Genomic DNA, 17,274 nt, shown 5'->3' with positions numbered 1-17,274 from the left:
ATGACCGTCACTTCTGGACGATGAATTCGGGCGTCACCAGCACCAGTGCCGTGGCAGCCCAGACGCGGTTGGCCTTGGCCTTGTCGACCAGCGCGAGGTTGCTGCCGTCGGCGCGCAGGGCCGGGATGGTGATCGAGCCCACGGCGGCCACCAGCTCGCTGCGCAGGGTGGGGTTGACCGCCGCGCCGGCGAGCAGGCGCTCGTTGACCTTGTCGACCAGCGCCCCGGGGTCGGTGGCCAGCGGCAGGAAGGCGCTGTAGTCGACCTGAAGGTCGGGCCGGACGGCCTTGCCATCCGCGCCCTTCTGGCCGACACCGCGCTGCACGCCGGCGATCATGTAGTTGGCGTAGCCGGCGACGCTGGCCTCGTTGGTGATCTGCATCTCCGGCAGGGTCATGCCGGCGGCTGCGGCCTCGCCGCCGGGCGGAACATAGCCGGGGCGGAAGAAGTTGAAGACGCTCGGCGAACGCAGCGGCGTCTGCGCCAGGGTCAGGCCGGGGTCGTCGGTGTAGGTCATCAGTACCCGGCCGCTGTCGCTCTTGACGCCGAAGGCGCGCAGGAACGCGGTCAGGCGCAGCACCGGCTCGCGCAGCTTGCCGTACTGGGCGCCGGCCGCGGTGGCGGCGGAACGTGCCTCGTCGTCGAGCAGGATGGCGCGCACCACCGCCTTGAGGTCGCCGCGCACGCCCGAGCCGTTGTTGTTGAACTTGGCGGCCACGCGGCCGACGTAGGCCGGGCTCGGCGTGCTGGTCACCAGGCGCTGGATCAGCTGCCGGCTGATGAAAGGCCCGACGTTCGGGTGATTGAACAGCGTGTCGATGGCGGCCTTCAGGCTCGCTGCGGGGTTGGCCGGCGACTGCGGCGCCACGTCGGTACCGAGGAAGCTCTTGGCCAGCGTCGAGTGGAACTGCGGGTAGCCCTGCATCGGCAGGATCATCCGGTTCGGGTCCTGCAGGCTGCCGGCGAAGCGGGACGTCAGCGTGTCGGGGCCGCCCCAGGCGAAGCCGGTGAACACCGAGGCCAGGCCTTCGATGTCGGCGACGCCGTAGGTCTCGATCGCCTTGCCGTTGCCATCGAGCTTGACGGTGCCGTCGTTGTTCAGCTGCACCAGGCCGATGGAGAACAGCTGCATCACTTCGCGGGCGAAGTTCTGGTCCGGCACGCGACCGACCGTCGGATCCTCCTTGCGGTTCTTCATGTGCGACAGGTACAAGCCCATCGCCGGGTGCGTGGCCACGTCCTGCAGCAGCGTGCGGAAGTTGCCGAAGGCGTTGCGCACCAGCATGTCCTGGTAGGAGGCGACCGCGCGGCCGCGTTCGCTGGCCAGGTCGGTGAGCGAGACGACGAAGATCTCGGACAGCGCGAAGGCCGTGCGCTGACGCAGCTGGTTATCGGCCTGCAGCGCCTGCTGGTAGAAGGAGGAGATGACGCTGGGCGCCCCGGCCGTGTCCTTGGGGTTCTTGAGCTTGACGGCGGCGTCGTCGGCGTCCCAGCGGGCGACGTGCACGGCCTGAGCAGGCTTGGCGAGCTGCTCGTCCACCCAGCCGGCGGCGCCGAGCGAGATGGTGCGGGTGATGTCGGCCGGGGTTGGGCCGAAAGTCCCCTGCGTCAACAGACGGAAGGCATCGGCGCGGGTGGTGCCTACGCCCTGGCCGTCGCCCCCATCGACACCTGCGCCGCCGCCGGTGTCGGTGCCGGAGGTCTGGCCGCCGGAGCCGTCGGTCTGGCCCCCGGTCTGGGTGTCACCGGAGCCGGCACCGACGCCGGTGTCGGTATCGGTGGAGGAATCGCCGCCGCCGCCACCACACGCGGCCAGGCAGATCGTCGTCAGCAGCGCCGCCAGGCGCGTGAGGCGCCAGGGGGCCGGAGCGGGAGAGGAGGACATTCGAATCTCGATGCAGAAGTGGCGAAGCGCCTTCCGGGCGCGTTCTGTCTCGAGATATCGGCGGGTCCTCCTGGGGTTGTAGCCAGTGTTCGGTAAAGCTCACGCCTCGTGGCCGCTTGGCGGCACAAGGCGTGACTTTTTTCAGATCAGGCCCAGCTCCTTGAGCTTGGAGATCACGGCGTCGGCCGCCTGCTCGGAGTTGAGCAAGGTGGTGTCGATGCGCAGCTCCGGCGACTCCGGGGCCTCGTAGGGGCTGGAGATGCCGGTGAAGTTGGCGATCTCGCCGCGGCGCGCCTTCTTGTACAGGCCCTTGACGTCACGATCCTCGGCGACCGACAGCGGCGTGTCGACGTGGATCTCGACGAACTCGCCCGGGCTCAGCAGGCCGCGCGCCATCGCCCGTTCCGAGCGGAACGGCGAGATGAAGGCGGTCAGCACGATGAGGCCCGCGTCCACCATCAGGCGCGCGACCTCCGACACGCGGCGGATGTTCTCCACCCGGTCGGCCTCGGTGAAGCCCAGGTCCTTGTTCAGCCCGTGGCGGATGTTGTCGCCGTCCAGCAGGTAGGTGTGGCGACCCATCGCGTGCAGCTTCTTCTCGACCAGATTGGCGATGGTCGACTTGCCCGCGCCCGACAGGCCGGTGAACCACAGCACGCCGGGGCGCTGGCCCTTGGCCTGGGCACGTGCCGCCTTGTCGACGTCCACGTGCTGCATGTGGATGTTGTGCGAGCGGCGCAGCGCGAAGTGCAGCATCCCCGCGCCGACGGTGTTGTTCGTCAGGCGGTTGATGAGGATGAAGCCGCCGGTGTCGCGGTTGTCCGTGTAGGCGTCGAAGGCGATCGGCCGGTCGAGGGCGAGGTTGACGACGCCGATCTCGTTCAGGTCGAGCTTCTTGGCCGCCAGGTGCTCCATCGTGTTGACGTTCACCTTGTACTTCGGCTCGGTGATGGACGCCGTCACGGTCTGGCTGCCGATCTTCAGCAGATAGGAGCGGCCGGGCATCATCGGCTCGTCGTGCATCCACACGAGCGAGGCCTCGAACTGGTCGGCGACCTCGGCCGGCGAATCGGTGGCCGAGATCACGTCGCCGCGCGAGATGTCGATCTCGTCCTCCAGCGTGATGCAGACCGACTGGCCGGCGACGGCCAACGGCAGGTCGCCGTTGACGGTGACGATGCGGGCGACCTTGCTCTCGCGGCCGGAAGGCTGGGCGCGGATCTTGTCGCCCGGCTTGACCATGCCGCTGGTGACCACGCCGCAGAAGCCGCGGAAGTCGAGGTTGGGCCGGTTGACCCACTGCACCGGCATGCGGAAGGGCAGGCCCTGCAGGCGGGTCTCGTCGATCTCGCAGGTCTCGAGGAAGCCCATCAGCGTCGGCCCGTGGTACCACGGCGTCTTCGCGCTGGCTTCCAGCATGTTGTCGCCCTTGAGCGCCGACAGCGGGATGGGCGTGATGTCCGTCAGGCCGATCTGCTTGGCGAACTCCCGGTACTCCTCCTCGATCTGGCGGAAGACCTTCTCGGAGTAGTCGACCAGGTCCAGCTTGTTGATGGCCAGCACGACCTTGCGGATGCCGATCAGGCTGACCAGGAAGCTGTGGCGGCGGGTCTGCGTCAGCACGCCCTTGCGCGCGTCGATCAGGATCACGGCCACGTCGGCAGTGGACGCGCCGGTGATCATGTTGCGCGTGTACTGCTCGTGGCCCGGGGTGTCGGCGACGATGAACTTGCGCTTGTCAGTGGAGAAGAAGCGGTAGGCCACGTCGATCGTGATGCCCTGCTCGCGTTCGGCGGCCAGGCCGTCGACCAGCAGCGCGAAGTCGATGTCGCCGCCCTGCGTGCCCCACTTCTTGGAGTCGTTCTCGATGGCGGCGAGCTGGTCCTCGAAGAGCATCTTCGATTCATAGAGCAGCCGGCCGATGACGGTGGACTTGCCGTCGTCCACCGAGCCGCAGGTGATGAAGCGCAGCAGGCTCTTCTTCTCGTGCTGCTTGAGGTACTTCTCGATGTCGACGGCGATCAGGTCCGAGATGTGGGACATGTCGATTTCCTTAAATACGGTGGAGTCTTCAACCCAGGGCGTGCGCGGATCCGGCTCTGCCGGTCCGCTGCGCGAGCCCCCTCGGGGGGCAGCCCCCTGGCAGGGGGGCGTGGGGGTTCAAAAGTAACCTTCTTGTTTCTTCTTCTCCATGGACGCGGCCTGGTCGTGGTCGATCATGCGGCCCTGGCGCTCGCTGGTCTTGGTCAGCAGCATCTCCTGGATGATCGAAGGCAGGGTGTCGGCCTCGGACTCGACGGCGCCCGACAGCGGATAGCAGCCCAGCGTGCGGAAGCGCACCTTCTTCATCATCGGCACCTCGCCGTCGCGCAGCGGGAAGCGGTCGTCGTCGACCATGATCAGCGTGCCGTCGCGATCGACCACCGGGCGTTCGGCCGAGAAGTACAGCGGCACGATGGGCACGTTCTCGAGGTAGATGTACTGCCAGATGTCGAGCTCGGTCCAGTTCGAGATCGGGAACACGCGGATCGACTCGCCCTTCTGCTTGCGGCCGTTGTACAGGCGCCAGAGCTCGGGGCGCTGGTTCTTCGGATCCCAGCGGTGCTGCGCCGAGCGGAAGCTGAAGATGCGCTCCTTGGCCCGGCTCTTCTCCTCGTCGCGGCGGGCGCCGCCGAAAGCCGCGTCGAAGCCGTACTTGTCCAGCGCCTGCTTCAGCCCCTGCGTCTTCCACATGTCGGTGTGGATCTGCGAGCCGTGGGTGAAGGGGTTGATGCCCAGCTCCATCGCCTCGGGGTTGTGGTGCACGAGAAGCTCCATGCCCAGTTCCTTGGCCATGCGGTCGCGCATCTCGTACATCGCGCGGAACTTCCAGGTGGTGTCCACGTGCAGCAGCGGGAAGGGCGGCGGCGACGGGAAGAAGGCCTTCTTGGCCAGGTGCAGCATGACCGCCGAGTCCTTGCCGATCGAGTACAGCATCACCGGGTTGTCGGACTCGGCGACGACCTCGCGCATGATGTGGATGCTCTCGGCCTCCAGCCGCTGAAGGTGGGTCAGGTTCATGGGGTTTGCGTCCGTGTGGTCAGGCAGGGAAGGTGGGATTGAGGCGGATGCGGCGGCCCGGCTGCGGGGCGCCGCGATGATCGCAGGGGCGCTTGGCGCTACCGGCGCTTCGTCGGGGGAAAACGTGACGGATGTCGGCGTGGCCTGCAACGGCACGGCCGGCAGGGGCTCGGCGGGCCGGGCCGGCTCGGCCGCTCGCCGCACGCGGGGTGGCAGAACGCCGGCTTGCAAGCTGAGCCGGGGATGTCCCTGCAGCCAGCGTTGGACGGCGGGCACCCGGCGGAAGTCCGGTCCGTGCAGCCAAAGCTGCCAGGGTGCGGCGTCGCTGCGGAGCAGGCGTGCCATGAAATCGAGCCAGGCGTCGGCCGAGGCCAGCGAGCCGGTCACGGGCAGCCAGGCCAGGCTGCCCACGGGGCGGGAGGCGACGAGCAGCCCGCCCGGCGCCGGCCTGTCCGGGTGCGCGAGGCTGCCCGCCCAGGCCAGTTGAGAACCCGCTGCGCGCGCCGATTCGACCGCTGCCGGCCAGACGTGGGCCAGCCAGCCGGCCTCGGCCGGCGTGCGGCTGGCCTGCGACGAGCGCAGCGAGACCAGCGCCAGCCCCCAGCGCTCGAGCAGGCGTGAGGCGGCCCGCGCCTCCAGGGTGACGCCGAAATGGCGATGGGCCAGCTGGCGAAGGCCGTCCGACGTCCACAGCGCCGGCGGCAGGCCGTGCTTCTCGGGCGGGTCGCCCAGCGCCGCCAGCCTCAAGGACTGTTCCTGTGCGCTGCTGAGCACCCGTCCATCGCCCTTGGGCCGGCCGCGCGGGCCTACCGCGATGGCCGACCAGCCGCCCGCCTCGAAGGCCTTGCACGCCTGGATGATGGTCGGCACCGACAGGCCGATGGCCGCGTGGATCTCGCTCAGGCTGCGCCCGTCTATGCGCAACTCCACCGCACGGCGACGGCGCGCATTCAGCGCAGCGATGTCTGGGGTGGGTGGGGCGGCCAATCACGGTCAGAAAATGTTTTAGGGGGTTTGATTGTGGCACGCAGTCGGCACAATGGCGTATCCCTCATTTGCTTATTCATGCTCATGACCACCTTTTCCACGTCCGACGCCGCTGCACTGCTGGAGCGCTTGAAGCCCCTGATCCGTGACGCCGGCCAGGTGATCATGGACATCTACGCGACCGACTTCGACGTGACGAAGAAGGGCGACGACTCGCCCGTCACCCAGGCCGACCAGAAGGCCGAGGCCGTGATCCTGGCGGGCCTGAAGCAGATCGCGCCGGACATTCCGGTCGTGGCCGAAGAGGCCGTCGCCGCAGGCGATATTCCCGATGTGAGCGACCGCTTCTTTCTCGTCGACCCGCTGGACGGCACCAAGGAGTTCATCAGCCGCAACGGCGAGTTCACCGTCAACATCGCGCTGATCGACCATGGCCGGCCGGTGCTGGGCCTGGTCTACGCGCCGGCCATCGGCCGCCTGTTCACGGGTGCCGCCGGGCTGGGCGCCTGGCTCGAAGAAGACGGGAAGGCGCTGCGCGAGATCCGCTGCCGCGCGGTTCCGGCCGACGGCCTGACCGTGGTCGCCAGCCGCTCGCACGGCGACGAGGCGGCGCTGGATGCCTTCCTGAACGGTCGCAAGGTGGCCTCGCGCACCAACGCGGGCTCTTCGCTCAAGCTGTGCCTGGTGGCTGCCGGCGAAGCCGATCTCTACCCGCGGCTGGGCCGAACCATGGAGTGGGACATCGCCGCCGGCGACGCGGTGTTGCGGGCGGCAGGCGGCCGCGTCACGGTGGTAGCCGATGGCGCGGACCTGCGCTACGGCAAGCCCGGCTTCGACAACCCGCATTTCGCGGCCAGCGGCCTGAACTGATCAAGACGTTGAGGCGCCTGCCGCTGCCCATGCTCCCGGGCGGTGCCTGGCACGCCAGAATTCCGGCGTAACGAGCAACAACAAGGGAGCATGGCCATGCCTGCTTGGAAATCACTGCGCCGCCTGGCGGCCGCCGCGCTGCTGGCGGGGCTGGGGCTGGCAGGTCCGGCGGGTGCCACCGGTCTGACGCACGGGCCGATGGTCGGCGCGCTGCGCACCGACTCGGTGGTGGTCTGGAGCCGCTGGGACGCACCGGGAACGGCCCGCATCCGCTACCGCCCCACCGGCAGCCCGACGCTCGTCGACGGTCCGACCGCCACCATCACCGCCGATCACGATTTCACCGGCAGCTTCGCGCTGGCGGGCCTCAAGGCGAACACCAGCTACCTCTACACGCTGCAATTCACGGCCGACACCGGCGAGACGGCCAACACCCCCAACGCCTGGTTCCGGACCCCGGCCAAGCTGCCGACCTCGCTGAGCTTCGTCGTCCTGGCCGATTTCATGACGAAGGAGAAGGCGGCCGCCGCCTTGCGCAGCGCGGCCACGCCTCGGCCGGATTTCGGCCTGATCATCGGCGACCTCGACCACTCCGATCCGGCACGCGAACCCGGCACGCAGGATTACCTTCCGCCGGAAGACGCGCCGACCGTGGTGGCCAACCTGCGCCAGATGCGGCGTGCGATGCGCGACCCGGCGCGTCCGGTGGGCGCCGATTTCGTGAAGGCCTTCGTCGCCTCCAAGACGCCGCAGCAGCTGCAGATCCCGCTGTACTACGTCTGGGACGACCACGACTTCTGCATGAACGGCGCCGACGGCGCCTGCCCCTTCGGCGACCCGGCGCGACAGGTCTACGCGGAGTACTTCGTCCCGGCGGCCGACAACGGGCTCGCGGGATGCGCAGGGGCTGCCGGTGGCGTCTGGCAGCGCTTCACCCACGGCGGCCTGGCCGAGTTCTTCCTGCTCGACGCCCGCAGCCAGCGCGGCCGGGCTGGCACGACGATGCTGGGCGCCTGCCAGAAGCAATGGCTGCTCGACGGGCTGGCGGCCTCGACCGCCTCCTGGAAGTTCATCGTCTCCCCGGTGACCTTCAATCCCGGCACCAAGCCCTGGGATGCCTGGGGGGCCTTCGGGGCCGAGCGTTCGGAAGTGCTGGACTTCATCGCCGCCCACGGCATCCGCAACGTGGTCGTGCTGAGCGCCGACATCCATTCCGGCGGTGCGCTGGACGACGGCAGCCATGCGGGCCTGCCCGAAGCCTCGGTGCCGCACGCCAACATGCCGTCGACCTGGGTCGACACCTACTGCCGGCTGGACCCGAACGACAGCCGCGTGCTCCTCAGCGCGGGCGGCACCTGGACCAAGGGCGGCCTGGTCGACCCCAACCTGCAGGGCGCGACCGTCGCCTGCCTGGGCACCGACTACTCGAAGAAGCGGGTCGGACCGCTCGGGCCGCCGCCGTACCCGCTGCCCGGGGCTGCCAACCCGGGCTACCTCAAGGTCGACGTGACCGCCAGCACGGCCACGCTCCGCGTGATGGACTCGGCCGGCCAGCTCCGGCGCGGCTATGCTGCCGACGGAAGTCCCGTGGACATGACCCTTGAGCTCGCTCGATAGCCCGGACAACCCTGCCCTCGAAACGCCGAGGCCGCTGACGGCCGAGGCGGGCGCATCCTCCCCTCGCGAGGATCCGCTGGCCGGCTGGCGGCGCGCGCTGGTCCACGGCGGGGCGCTGCTGACCCGGCAGCCGACGCTGCCGGAACTGCTGCCCGAAATCGAATTGATCAATCGCCGCCAGGCCGGCCGGCGCCGCCCCGACGGCGTGCTGGCCTGGGGCCGCAAGCCCAGTGCGCGTCACGCCGAGGCCTGGGCGGCGGCTCGCGGGCTGCCGCTGATCCGCCTGGAGGACGGCTTCCTGCGCTCGGTCGGGCTCGGCAACGAAGAGCCGCCGCTGTCCATCGTCGTCGACGACCTGGGCATCTACTACGACGCCGGCGCGCCGTCGCGCCTGGAGCGCTTGATCGCCAGCCCCCTGAACCCGTCGCAGCAGGACCGGGCCCTGGCCCTGGCCGCGCAGTGGCGGGCCGCACGCGCTTCCAAGTACAACCAGGCGCGCGAAGCGGCCGCGCTGGTGCGTGAAGGCGACGTGCTGGTGGTGGACCAGACCTTCGGCGATGCGTCCATCGCCTACGGCGTTGCCACGCCCACCAGCTTCCACCGGATGCTCGAGGCGGCGCTGGACGAGCAGCCCGCCGCACGGGTGCTGCTCAAGGTCCACCCCGATGTGCTCGCTGGTCGCAAGCGCGGCCATTTCGCGCAACTTTCGCCCGGCGCGGCAGCCCGGGTCCAACTGTTGGCGAGCCCGGCCCATCCGTGCGGATTGCTGGAGCGGGCCCAGGCGGTCTACACCGTGACTTCCCAGATGGGTTTCGAGGCCTTGCTCTGGGGGCGGCCAGTGCGCTGTTTCGGGCTGCCGTTCTACGCCGGCTGGGGCCTCACGCGAGATGAGCTGCCACCGCCGGCCCGACGTGGAGGCGCCAGCGCCGCCGCGCTGTGGCATGCCGCGCTCGTCGACTATCCGCGCTACCTCGATCCCGAGACGCGGCAGCGTTGCGAACCCGAACGCCTGCTCGAGTGGATCGCCCTGCAGCGGCGCATGCGCGAGCGCTTCCCTGCGCAGATGGTGGCCGTGGGCTTCTCGCGCTGGAAGAAGCCCATCGCCCGCGCCTTCTTTGCCGGCAGCGAGCTGCGGTTCCAGGGGGCCAACAAGCCTCTGCCCGAGGGCGCCGGGCTGGTGCTGTGGGGCCGGCGGCCGGTGCCGCAGGGCCAGGCGGCGGCGGTGCAGGTCCGGCTGGAAGACGGCTTCCTGCGCTCGGTGGGGCTGGGGGCCGACCTGGTGCGGCCGCTGTCATGGGTCATGGACGACGTCGGCATGTATTACGACGCCACCGCGCCGTCGGCGCTGGAGCAGGTGCTGGGCGGGGCCGAATTCGACCCGGCCTTGTGCGCCCGGGCGGCGGCCCTGCGCGAGCGCATCCTGGCCGCGGGCCTGACCAAGTACAACGTGGGCCAGGCGTCGTGGCAGCGGCCGCCGGTCGACCGGCCCGTGGTGCTGGTCGTGGGGCAGGTGGAGGCCGACGCTTCGATCCGCCTGGGCGCGCCCGGCCTGCGCTTCAACCTCGGCCTGCTCAAGGCGGTGCGCGCCGCCCGCCCGGACGCCTATCTCGTCTACAAGCCGCACCCCGACGTCGTGGCGCAGCTGCGCGACGCCGGCCGGGGCGAGGGCCAGGCGGCCCGATGGTGCGACGAGATCGTTGTGGACGCTCCCATGGACCAGGTGCTGCGTCAGGTCGACGAAGTGCACGTCATCACCTCGCTCGCCGGCTTCGAGGCGCTGCTGCGTGGCAAGCCCGTGACGTGCTGGGGTTGCCCGTTCTACGCCGGCTGGGGGCTGACGGACGACCGCGAGCCCATGCCGCGCCGGCGGAGGCGCCTCAGCCTGGATGCGTTGGTCGCCGGCGCGTTGCTGCTGTATCCCACCTACGTCAGCCGCGACACCGGGCACTTCACGACGGCCGAGCGGGCGCTGGACGAGCTGCAGGCGTGGCGTGCCCGGGGAGTACCGCCCGTGGCGTCCCAGGTCTCGATCGGCCGGCGGGCCTGGCGATGGACGCTGAGGCACACGGTGGCGCTGCGCCGGCTGTGGACAGGCGAGGCCCGCTGACACCTGAAGCGCACATTCGGCGCTTCTTGCAGCAGGTGAGCGATGTTGGTGCCTGCTGCGCACCGGTCTGGCCCACGCAACTCGTCACAAGCCTGTTCGTGCTGTACTGCACAATCGTCCGGCCAAGGTGGTGCCCCCGAAGCTGTCCGTGTCGGATTCGCGGCCGAAGACACCGTCAACAAACATCAAATACGGGCCAGCTGACACCAATTCGTGGGATCGTCACCTCGCGCTCCCCTGCCTAGAGTGTCACAGTGAATCGTCACCGAGCGCCGCGTGCGCACCGGCCGGGGCGTCCGATCCGGCGGGAATGCGGGTTGCCAGGTCTTCAAGCTTTACCCCATACGGTCCAGGGTGTCGCCACCCTGACCGGCACCACGGACCGTTGTTCGAAGTTCTCCGATGATTCCGACCTCCCTAGACCGCCTGCTCTGCCAGCGTCGGACGCTGCTGTTGCAGGGTCCGATGGGGCCGTTCTTCGAGCGGCTGGCGGTCACGCTCGGGGCCCACGGCCAGCAGGTCTGGAAGGTCAATTTCAACGCCGGTGACGACCTGTTCTTCCGCGGCGAGCAGGTGATCCAGTTCCGCGAGCCGATGGACGAGTGGCCGGCGCGCCTGCGGCGCCTGGTGGCCGAGCTGAGGCTGGACGCGATCGTGCTGTTCGGCCAGTCGCGCCGCATGCACCAGGCAGCGATTGCCGAAGCCGAGGCCCTGGGGATCACGGTGTTCGTGTTCGAGGAGGGCTATGTCCGGCCCGACTACGTCACGCTGGAGGTCGGCGGCGTCAACGCCGCTTCGTCGCTGCCGCGCGATCCGGCCTTCTATCGCGACCTGAATGCCGAGCCGCTGCCTGCACCGGTTCCGACGGGCCAGAGTTTCCGCGCCGTCGCGGCGGCGGCCATCGCCTACTCCATGGCGCGCGCCTTCGGCCATGCGCGCTACCCGCACTACCGCCACCACCGCTCGATAGCGCCGGTCAGCCAGGGCCTGAAGTGGGCCCACGGAGCCTGGCGAAAGTGGTGGTACCGCTATGCGGAGCGGGAGATGCAGGCCTTTCTCAGCGCGCCGGAGCAGCACAAGCGCTTCTTCCTGGTGCCCCTGCAGGTCTACAACGACAGCCAGATCCGCCGCCATTCCCGCTACAAGAGCGTGCCCGCCTTCATCCGCGAAGTGCTGGCCTCCTTCGCGGCGCATGCGCCTGGCCACCAGTTGCTGGTCTTCAAGCACCATCCCCTGGATCGGCCGTACAACGACTACACCCGCCTGATCGCCCGCGAATCCCGCCGCCTGGGCATAGACGCGCGGGTGCACTACATCCACGACCAGCACCTGCCCACGCTGCTCAAGCATGCCTGCGGCGTCGTCACGGTGAACAGCACCACCGGCCTGCAGGCGCTTTACCACGGCACGCCGGTGATCGCGCTGGGGGAGTGCATGTACGCGATCGAGGGCCTGGTCCACCCCGGGCCGCTGGACAGCTTCTGGGCCGATCCCGGCCCGGTCGACAGCGAGCTGTTCCAGCGCTTTCGCACCTACCTCGTGCGCGAGACCCAGCTGAACGCCAGCTTCTACGCTGCGGCGCCCGGGCTGCCGTCCATCACCGAGACGAGCCGCCGGCGTGCGGTGGCCTCCGAAAGGCCAAGCGCCGCGCCCCAGGCCGCCAGCTGGTCCTCCCCGACCCGCCCGACATTGAAGTAGGTCGACTGGGGGTGGGCGAGGTAGAACCCGCTCACGCTCGCCGCCGGCGTCATCGCCAGGCTTTCGGTCAGGCCCATGCCGATCTCGTCGGCGCCCAGCACGCGGAACATGTCCGCCTTCACGCCGTGGTCCGGGCAGGCCGGATAGCCGGGGGCGGGGCGGATGCCGCGGTACTTCTCGGCGATCAGCTCCTCGGTGCTCAGTTGCTCGTCCGCGGCATAGCCCCAGAGCTCGGTCCGCACGCGCTGGTGCAGCCGCTCGGCGAAGGCTTCGGCCAGGCGGTCGGCCAGGGCCTTGAGCATGATGGACTGGTAGTCGTCGTGCAAAGCCTCGAACTCGGCCGCCTTGGCATCGGCACCGATGCCCGCGGTGACGGCGAACAGGCCGACGTAGTCCGGCTGCGTTCCCTTCGGAGCGACGAAGTCGGCCAGCGAGCGGTTGGGCCTTTTCACGCCGTCGATCACCGGCCTTTCGCTCTGCATGCGCAGCGGCGCCCAGCGCAGCAGCACCTGCTCGCGCGACTCGTCGGCGTAGACCTCGATCACGTCGTCGTCCACCGTGTTGGCCGGGTACAGGCCGATCACGCCCTGGGCCTGCAGCCAGCGGCCGTCGATGATCCTCTTCAACAGCCTCTGGCCGTCTTCGAGCACCTTGCGCGCCGCGTCGCCGACGACGGGATCCTGCAGGATGGCGGGGTAGGGGCCGGCCAGGTCCCAGGTCTGGAAGAAGGGGCCCCAGTCGATGTGCTGGGCGAGCTCGGCCAGGTCGTAGTGGCGAAACAGCCGCCGGCCGATGAAGCGCGGCTTCGCGGGCGGGGTCGACCAGTCGATCGGCGTCTTGTTGGCGCGGGCCTGCGCGAGCTTGACCAGCGGCGTGGCCTTCTTGCCGGCGTGCAGGGTGCGCACGCGGTCGTAGTCGGCCTTGAGCTCGTCGACGTAGGCGGCGGCGCGGTCGTCGGACAGCAGCTCAGAGCACACGCCCACCGCGCGGGACGCGTCCGGCACGTAGACGACCGGGCCCTCGTAGTGAGGCGAGATCTTGACGGCGGTGTGCACGCGGCTGGTCGTCGCGCCGCCGATCAGCAGCGGCAGCTTCTTCTCGCGGAACCAAGCGTCGCGCTGCATCTCGGCCGCTACGTGCTGCATCTCCTCCAGGCTGGGCGTGATCAGGCCCGACAGGCCGATGAGGTCGGCGCCCTCGGCCCGCGCCTTCTCGAGGATGTCCTGGCAGGCGACCATCACCCCCATGTTGACGACCTCGAAGTTGTTGCACTGGAGCACGACGGTGACGATGTTCTTGCCGATGTCGTGCACGTCGCCCTTGACGGTCGCGATGACGATCTTGCCCTTGGCCTTCGTCTCGCCGCCGGCGGCCGCCAGCGTGGCCTTCTCGGCCTCGATGTAGGGCAGCAGATGCGCGACCGCCTGCTTCATCACCCGGGCGCTCTTGACCACCTGCGGCAGGAACATCTTGCCGGCGCCGAAGAGGTCGCCGACGATGTTCATGCCCGCCATCAAGGGCCCTTCGATCACGTGCAGCGGCCGACCTTGCCGGGCCTCGATGGCACGCCAGGCCTCTTCGGTGTCCTCGTTGATGAAGTCGGTGATGCCGTTGACCAGGGCGTGCGACAGGCGTTCCTCGACCGGCGCGTTGCGCCAGGCCAGGCGCGTCGAGTCATCCTTGGCGGCGCCCTTGACCGCCTCGGCGATCTCCAGCAGCCGCTCGGTCGAATCCTTGCGGCGGTTGAGCACCACGTCCTCGACGCGCTCGCGCAGCTCGGCGTCCAGTTCGTCGTACACGCCGACCATGCCGGCGTTGACGATGCCCATGTCCATGCCGGCCTGGATCGCGTGGTAGAGGAAGACCGTGTGGATCGCCTCGCGCACCGGCTCGTTGCCGCGGAAGCTGAAGCTCACGTTGGACACGCCGCCCGAGACCTTGGCGCCTGGCAGGTTCTGCTTGATCCAGCGCGTGGCCTGGATGAAGTCGACCGCGTAGTTGTCGTGCTCCTCGATGCCGGTCGCGATGGCGAAGATGTTGGGGTCGAAGATGATGTCCTCGGGCGGGAAGCCGACCTCCTCGACGAGGATGCGGTAGGCCCGGGCGCAGATCTCGGTCTTGCGGGCGAAGGTGTCGGCCTGGCCCTGCTCGTCGAAGGCCATGACCACCGCGGCCGCGCCGTAGCGGCGCACGAGGTTCGCCTGGCGCTTGAACTCCGCCTCGCCTTCCTTCATCGAGATGGAGTTGACGATGCCCTTGCCCTGCAGGCACTTCAGCCCGGCCTCGATGACGCTCCACTTGGACGAGTCGACCATGATCGGCACGCGCGCGATCTCGGGCTCGCTCATCGCCAGCTTGAGGAAGCGCTCCATCGCCGCCTGGCTGTCGAGCATCGCCTCGTCCATGTTGACGTCGATGACCTGGGCGCCGTTCTCGACCTGCTGCCGCGCCACGGCCAGCGCCTTCTCGTACTCGCCGGCGAGGATCATCCGGGCGAAGGCCTTGGAGCCGGTGACGTTGGTGCGCTCGCCGACGTTGACGAAGAGGGTGCCGGCACCGATAGACACCGGCTCCAGGCCCGACAGGCGCATGGGCGGCGGGGCGACGTTGGCGGAGCGTTCGGCGGAGGAGGCGATGGCGTTCATGGCGGCGGAGGGGACAGCGGGGAAAGGGCCGCGACCACCACCACGGCTCACCCGCGGCGGCCGCGCTGCGGCCCGGGTGAGCGCCGTTGGAGCGCCCGGCGGGCTGCCGTGCGCACCGTGCCGAGCCTGGCGGCGCAACCGGCGGCAGTCTCGCGGGCACGCCGTCGCAACGCTCCTCGGACGGTTCAGGGATTCTACGCAAGCCCCCATTCACCCAGCCTGACGACGCTTACACCTGGACGCTCGCTACCGGGCAGGCTGTTTGCTCGAATGCCGCCATGACTCCCGGCCGTCTTCTTTCCCGCCTCGGGCTGTGCCTGCTTCTGCTTGCAGCGCTGCAGGCCTGCCGGACGACCCAGCCGGCCACGACCCCGTCGCCTGCGCCGGGGGCTCCGGAGGCGGTCGAGCCCTCTCCCGGCAAGCCCGCCATGCCGCCCGATGCCCCGCTCGCCGCCGAGTCGCGGTGGCTGGGCGAGCTCTTCGCGGGCACGCCGGTGCAGGTCAGCGGCGAGCGTGACGGCAGCGTCCGGCTGGTGGTGCCGATGAAATACGCCTTCGATGCTCCGGCGGCCGCGGCGCCCAAGCCGCCCTTGCAGGCGGTGCTGGACAAGCTGTCCCAGAGCCTGAAGCGCCAGCCCGCGGCCAGGCTCCAGGCGGCGCCGCCCTCGGGCAAGGCCTCGGCCGAGCGCATGGCGGCGATCCGCACCCATCTGGCCGGGCGCGGCGTGCCGAGCTGGCGCGTGGCCGCGGCCGCCTCGGCCGAGGATGACCAGGTGCTGCTGCGCCTGGTCGCGCCGGCCGGGGGCTTGCGCAAGCTGGACGACGCCACCCTGCCGCCGGCGCCGCGCGTCGTGCCGCCCCCCGCGGCGGCCGCCAGCAGCGCCTCTCGCTGAGCTCAACTTCCCCGGTCGGCGGCCGAAATCCCCGGAAGGCCCGGCCGCCCCGCGCGACGGGCCGGTGCCTGTCCGCCATGAAACTCGTCCCCATCACCCCTGACGGTCTCGCTCCGGGCATTCCGCTGGCCTTCTCGCTGCGGGATGTCAACGGCCAGGTGCTCGTGCACCGCGGTTCGGCGATCGCCGATCCGCATCAGCTCGGCTACCTGCTGGCGCGGGCGCTGTTCATCGAGGAGGGTGAGAAGGACCTGGTGCAGCGCCAGCTCAACGCCCAGGTCGACCACCTGCTGCGCACCGGCGAGGCGACGCTGGCCGAGATCGCCGCGCTCAAGCCCGACTACGAACGGCGCGCCGTCGAGCTGCCGAAGCCGGGCGAGCGTCCGCTCGAATGGCCGGATCTAGAGGCCCGCGCACGCGTCCTGCTGAGCGCCCCCGGGTCCGGTGCCGACACCCGCACCTCCCGCTGGGAGCAGCGCCTGGACGAACTGGCCGAGGAGATGCTGGCGAGGCTGCAGCGGCAGGTCGATGCGACGCTGCTGCGCTTCTTCCACGCCGCCGCCAGTCGGCCCGAAGACTACAGCACGCTGCACGCCATCCTGGTGATGCTGTTGTGCGCGCTGGCCGGGCCGCGCCTGCCCGGCTGGCAGCCGCAATGGCGGCGGCCGCTGACCCGCGCGGCCCTGTCGATGAACGTCGGCATGGTGCCGCTGCAGAACGAACTGGTCCGCCAGACGCGGCCCCTGAGTCCGGCCCAGCGGGTCCAGGTGGATGCCCATGCCGCACGCGGCGTCGAGCTGCTCGCGTCGGCAGGGATCGAGGACCCTCTGTGGCTGCAGGTGGTGCGCCATCACCACGACGCCCCCAGCGGATCGCTGGATCGCCTGGAGCCCGGCCTGCGGCTGGCGCGACTGATCCAGCGGGCCGACCGCTATGCCGCCCGACTGTCGGCCCGGCGCCACCGCGCGGCGCTGTCGGCCAAGGCGGCCGCGCAGGCGGCCTTCTTCGACGAAGGAGGCCACCCCGACGAGGCCGGGCAGGCGCTGCTGGCCGAGACGGGTCTGCATCCGCCCGGCGCGTGGGTGAAGCTGACCTGCGGCGAGATCGCGCTCGTGATGAAGCGCCAGCCCAACCCCAAGGCCGCGCTGACGGTGGTCAGCCTGGTCAACCGCGAAGGCCTGCCGCTGGCCGTGCCGGCGGTGCGCCACACGGCTTTGCCGAAGTACCAGGTCGAGACGGGCGTGCCCGCGGGCGAGGTGCGGGTGCAGCCGAACCTGGACGCGTTGCACAAGCTGGTCTGAGCCTCGAGCTTCGCCAGCCGCTGGAGGATTCGGCGCCTGCATTCGCTGGTCGGCGGGAGCGGTCGGCTTCGGGAAGTCGCTCGCCCCTTCGCATGGGTTCGACAAGCCAGGCGCAGCGACCCTACTGTCGCGATCCGTGCACTTCCGAAGCGTCCTGCCTGCGACACCATGGGTCAATGCCTCTCGACGAAAGCACATCGTCATCAAGCCC

9 protein-coding genes, 2 pseudogenes and 1 riboswitch are annotated in these 17,274 nt (G+C 69.8%); of the genes and pseudogenes, 6 read left to right on the top strand and 5 right to left on the bottom strand.

Annotation, left to right across the window (positions count from 1 at the left end; all coding sequences use genetic code 11):
• Positions 1–7: 7 nt before the first annotated feature.
• From ACS5PM_RS07445 to ACS5PM_RS31985, 4 genes and pseudogenes are all read right to left on the bottom strand, one after another.
• A complete protein-coding gene (locus ACS5PM_RS07445; RefSeq protein ID WP_439386955.1) occupies positions 8–1,885 on the bottom strand; it encodes a DUF1800 domain-containing protein in 1,878 nt (625 codons plus the stop codon).
• A gap of 141 nt (positions 1,886–2,026) precedes the next feature.
• Positions 2,027–3,928, bottom strand: a complete 1,902-nt coding sequence (gene cysN / locus ACS5PM_RS07440; RefSeq protein ID WP_439386954.1) for a sulfate adenylyltransferase subunit CysN — start codon at positions 3,926–3,928, stop codon at positions 2,027–2,029.
• Between the two features lie 117 nt (positions 3,929–4,045).
• Positions 4,046–5,290 (bottom strand): sulfate adenylyltransferase subunit CysD, encoded by a 1,245-nt coding sequence (cysD, locus tag ACS5PM_RS07435; RefSeq protein WP_439387290.1) that lies wholly within the window; start codon positions 5,288–5,290, stop codon positions 4,046–4,048.
• A 453-nt stretch (positions 5,291–5,743) separates the two neighbouring features.
• Positions 5,744–5,932 (bottom strand): annotated as a pseudogene (locus tag ACS5PM_RS31985) (helix-turn-helix domain-containing protein); the annotation flags it as partial.
• 84 nt (positions 5,933–6,016) lie between these two features.
• Between ACS5PM_RS31985 and cysQ the strand changes: the two are divergent.
• The 4 genes and pseudogenes from cysQ to ACS5PM_RS07410 form a co-directional block, all read left to right on the top strand.
• Positions 6,017–6,802: a 3'(2'),5'-bisphosphate nucleotidase CysQ gene (gene cysQ / locus ACS5PM_RS07425; RefSeq protein WP_439386953.1), complete on the top strand. Its 786-nt coding sequence runs from the start codon at positions 6,017–6,019 to the stop codon at positions 6,800–6,802.
• 90 nt (positions 6,803–6,892) lie between these two features.
• Entirely contained in the window at positions 6,893–8,419 is a 1,527-nt protein-coding gene (locus ACS5PM_RS07420) for an alkaline phosphatase D family protein (RefSeq protein WP_439386952.1), read from the top strand.
• On the top strand, positions 8,403–10,526 hold the full coding sequence (locus tag ACS5PM_RS07415; RefSeq protein WP_439386951.1) for a capsule polysaccharide biogenesis protein: 2,124 nt from the start codon (positions 8,403–8,405) through the stop codon (positions 10,524–10,526). The genes ACS5PM_RS07420 and ACS5PM_RS07415 overlap by 17 nt, the downstream gene beginning before the upstream one ends.
• A gap of 402 nt (positions 10,527–10,928) precedes the next feature.
• A pseudogene (locus tag ACS5PM_RS07410) lies at positions 10,929–12,038 on the top strand (capsule polysaccharide biogenesis protein); the annotation flags it as partial.
• Positions 12,039–12,094: 56 nt separating this feature from the next.
• Here ACS5PM_RS07410 and metH read toward each other — a convergent pair.
• Positions 12,095–14,869 (bottom strand): methionine synthase, encoded by a 2,775-nt coding sequence (gene metH, locus ACS5PM_RS07405; protein WP_439386950.1) that lies wholly within the window; start codon positions 14,867–14,869, stop codon positions 12,095–12,097.
• Positions 14,870–14,940: 71 nt separating this feature from the next.
• Positions 14,941–15,053, bottom strand: a riboswitch (S-adenosyl-L-homocysteine riboswitch).
• A gap of 94 nt (positions 15,054–15,147) precedes the next feature.
• On the opposite strand from metH, the gene ACS5PM_RS07400 reads away from it, so the two are divergent.
• Both ACS5PM_RS07400 and ACS5PM_RS07395 read left to right on the top strand, forming a co-directional pair.
• The gene (locus tag ACS5PM_RS07400; RefSeq protein ID WP_439386949.1) at positions 15,148–15,762 is read left to right on the top strand and encodes a hypothetical protein; all 615 of its coding nucleotides are present in this window, start codon (positions 15,148–15,150) and stop codon (positions 15,760–15,762) included.
• 77 nt (positions 15,763–15,839) lie between these two features.
• The gene (locus ACS5PM_RS07395; RefSeq protein ID WP_439386948.1) at positions 15,840–17,063 is read left to right on the top strand and encodes an HD-GYP domain-containing protein; all 1,224 of its coding nucleotides are present in this window, start codon (positions 15,840–15,842) and stop codon (positions 17,061–17,063) included.
• Positions 17,064–17,274 lie beyond the last annotated feature (211 nt).

Origin of the sequence: Ideonella flava (genome assembly GCF_051857595.1) — a bacterium.
Lineage (GTDB): Bacteria > Pseudomonadota > Gammaproteobacteria > Burkholderiales > Burkholderiaceae_C > Ideonella.
This window is presented reverse-complemented; position numbering and strand designations above follow the sequence as displayed.

Excerpts from the sequence above, each read along its gene's own strand:
- ACS5PM_RS07445 (WP_439386955.1), bottom strand. The coding sequence starts at position 1,885 with ATGTCCTCCTCTCCCGCTCCGGCCCCCTGGCGCCTCACGCGCCTGGCG.
- cysN (WP_439386954.1), bottom strand. The coding sequence starts at position 3,928 with ATGTCCCACATCTCGGACCTGATCGCCGTCGACATCGAGAAGTACCTC.
- cysD (WP_439387290.1), bottom strand. The coding sequence starts at position 5,290 with ATGGCACGCCTGCTCCGCAGCGACGCCGCACCCTGGCAGCTTTGGCTG.
- cysQ (WP_439386953.1), top strand. The coding sequence starts at position 6,017 with ATGACCACCTTTTCCACGTCCGACGCCGCTGCACTGCTGGAGCGCTTG.
- ACS5PM_RS07420 (WP_439386952.1), top strand. The coding sequence starts at position 6,893 with ATGGCCATGCCTGCTTGGAAATCACTGCGCCGCCTGGCGGCCGCCGCG.
- metH (WP_439386950.1), bottom strand. The coding sequence starts at position 14,869 with ATGAACGCCATCGCCTCCTCCGCCGAACGCTCCGCCAACGTCGCCCCG.
- ACS5PM_RS07400 (WP_439386949.1), top strand. The coding sequence starts at position 15,148 with ATGACTCCCGGCCGTCTTCTTTCCCGCCTCGGGCTGTGCCTGCTTCTG.
- ACS5PM_RS07395 (WP_439386948.1), top strand. The coding sequence starts at position 15,840 with ATGAAACTCGTCCCCATCACCCCTGACGGTCTCGCTCCGGGCATTCCG.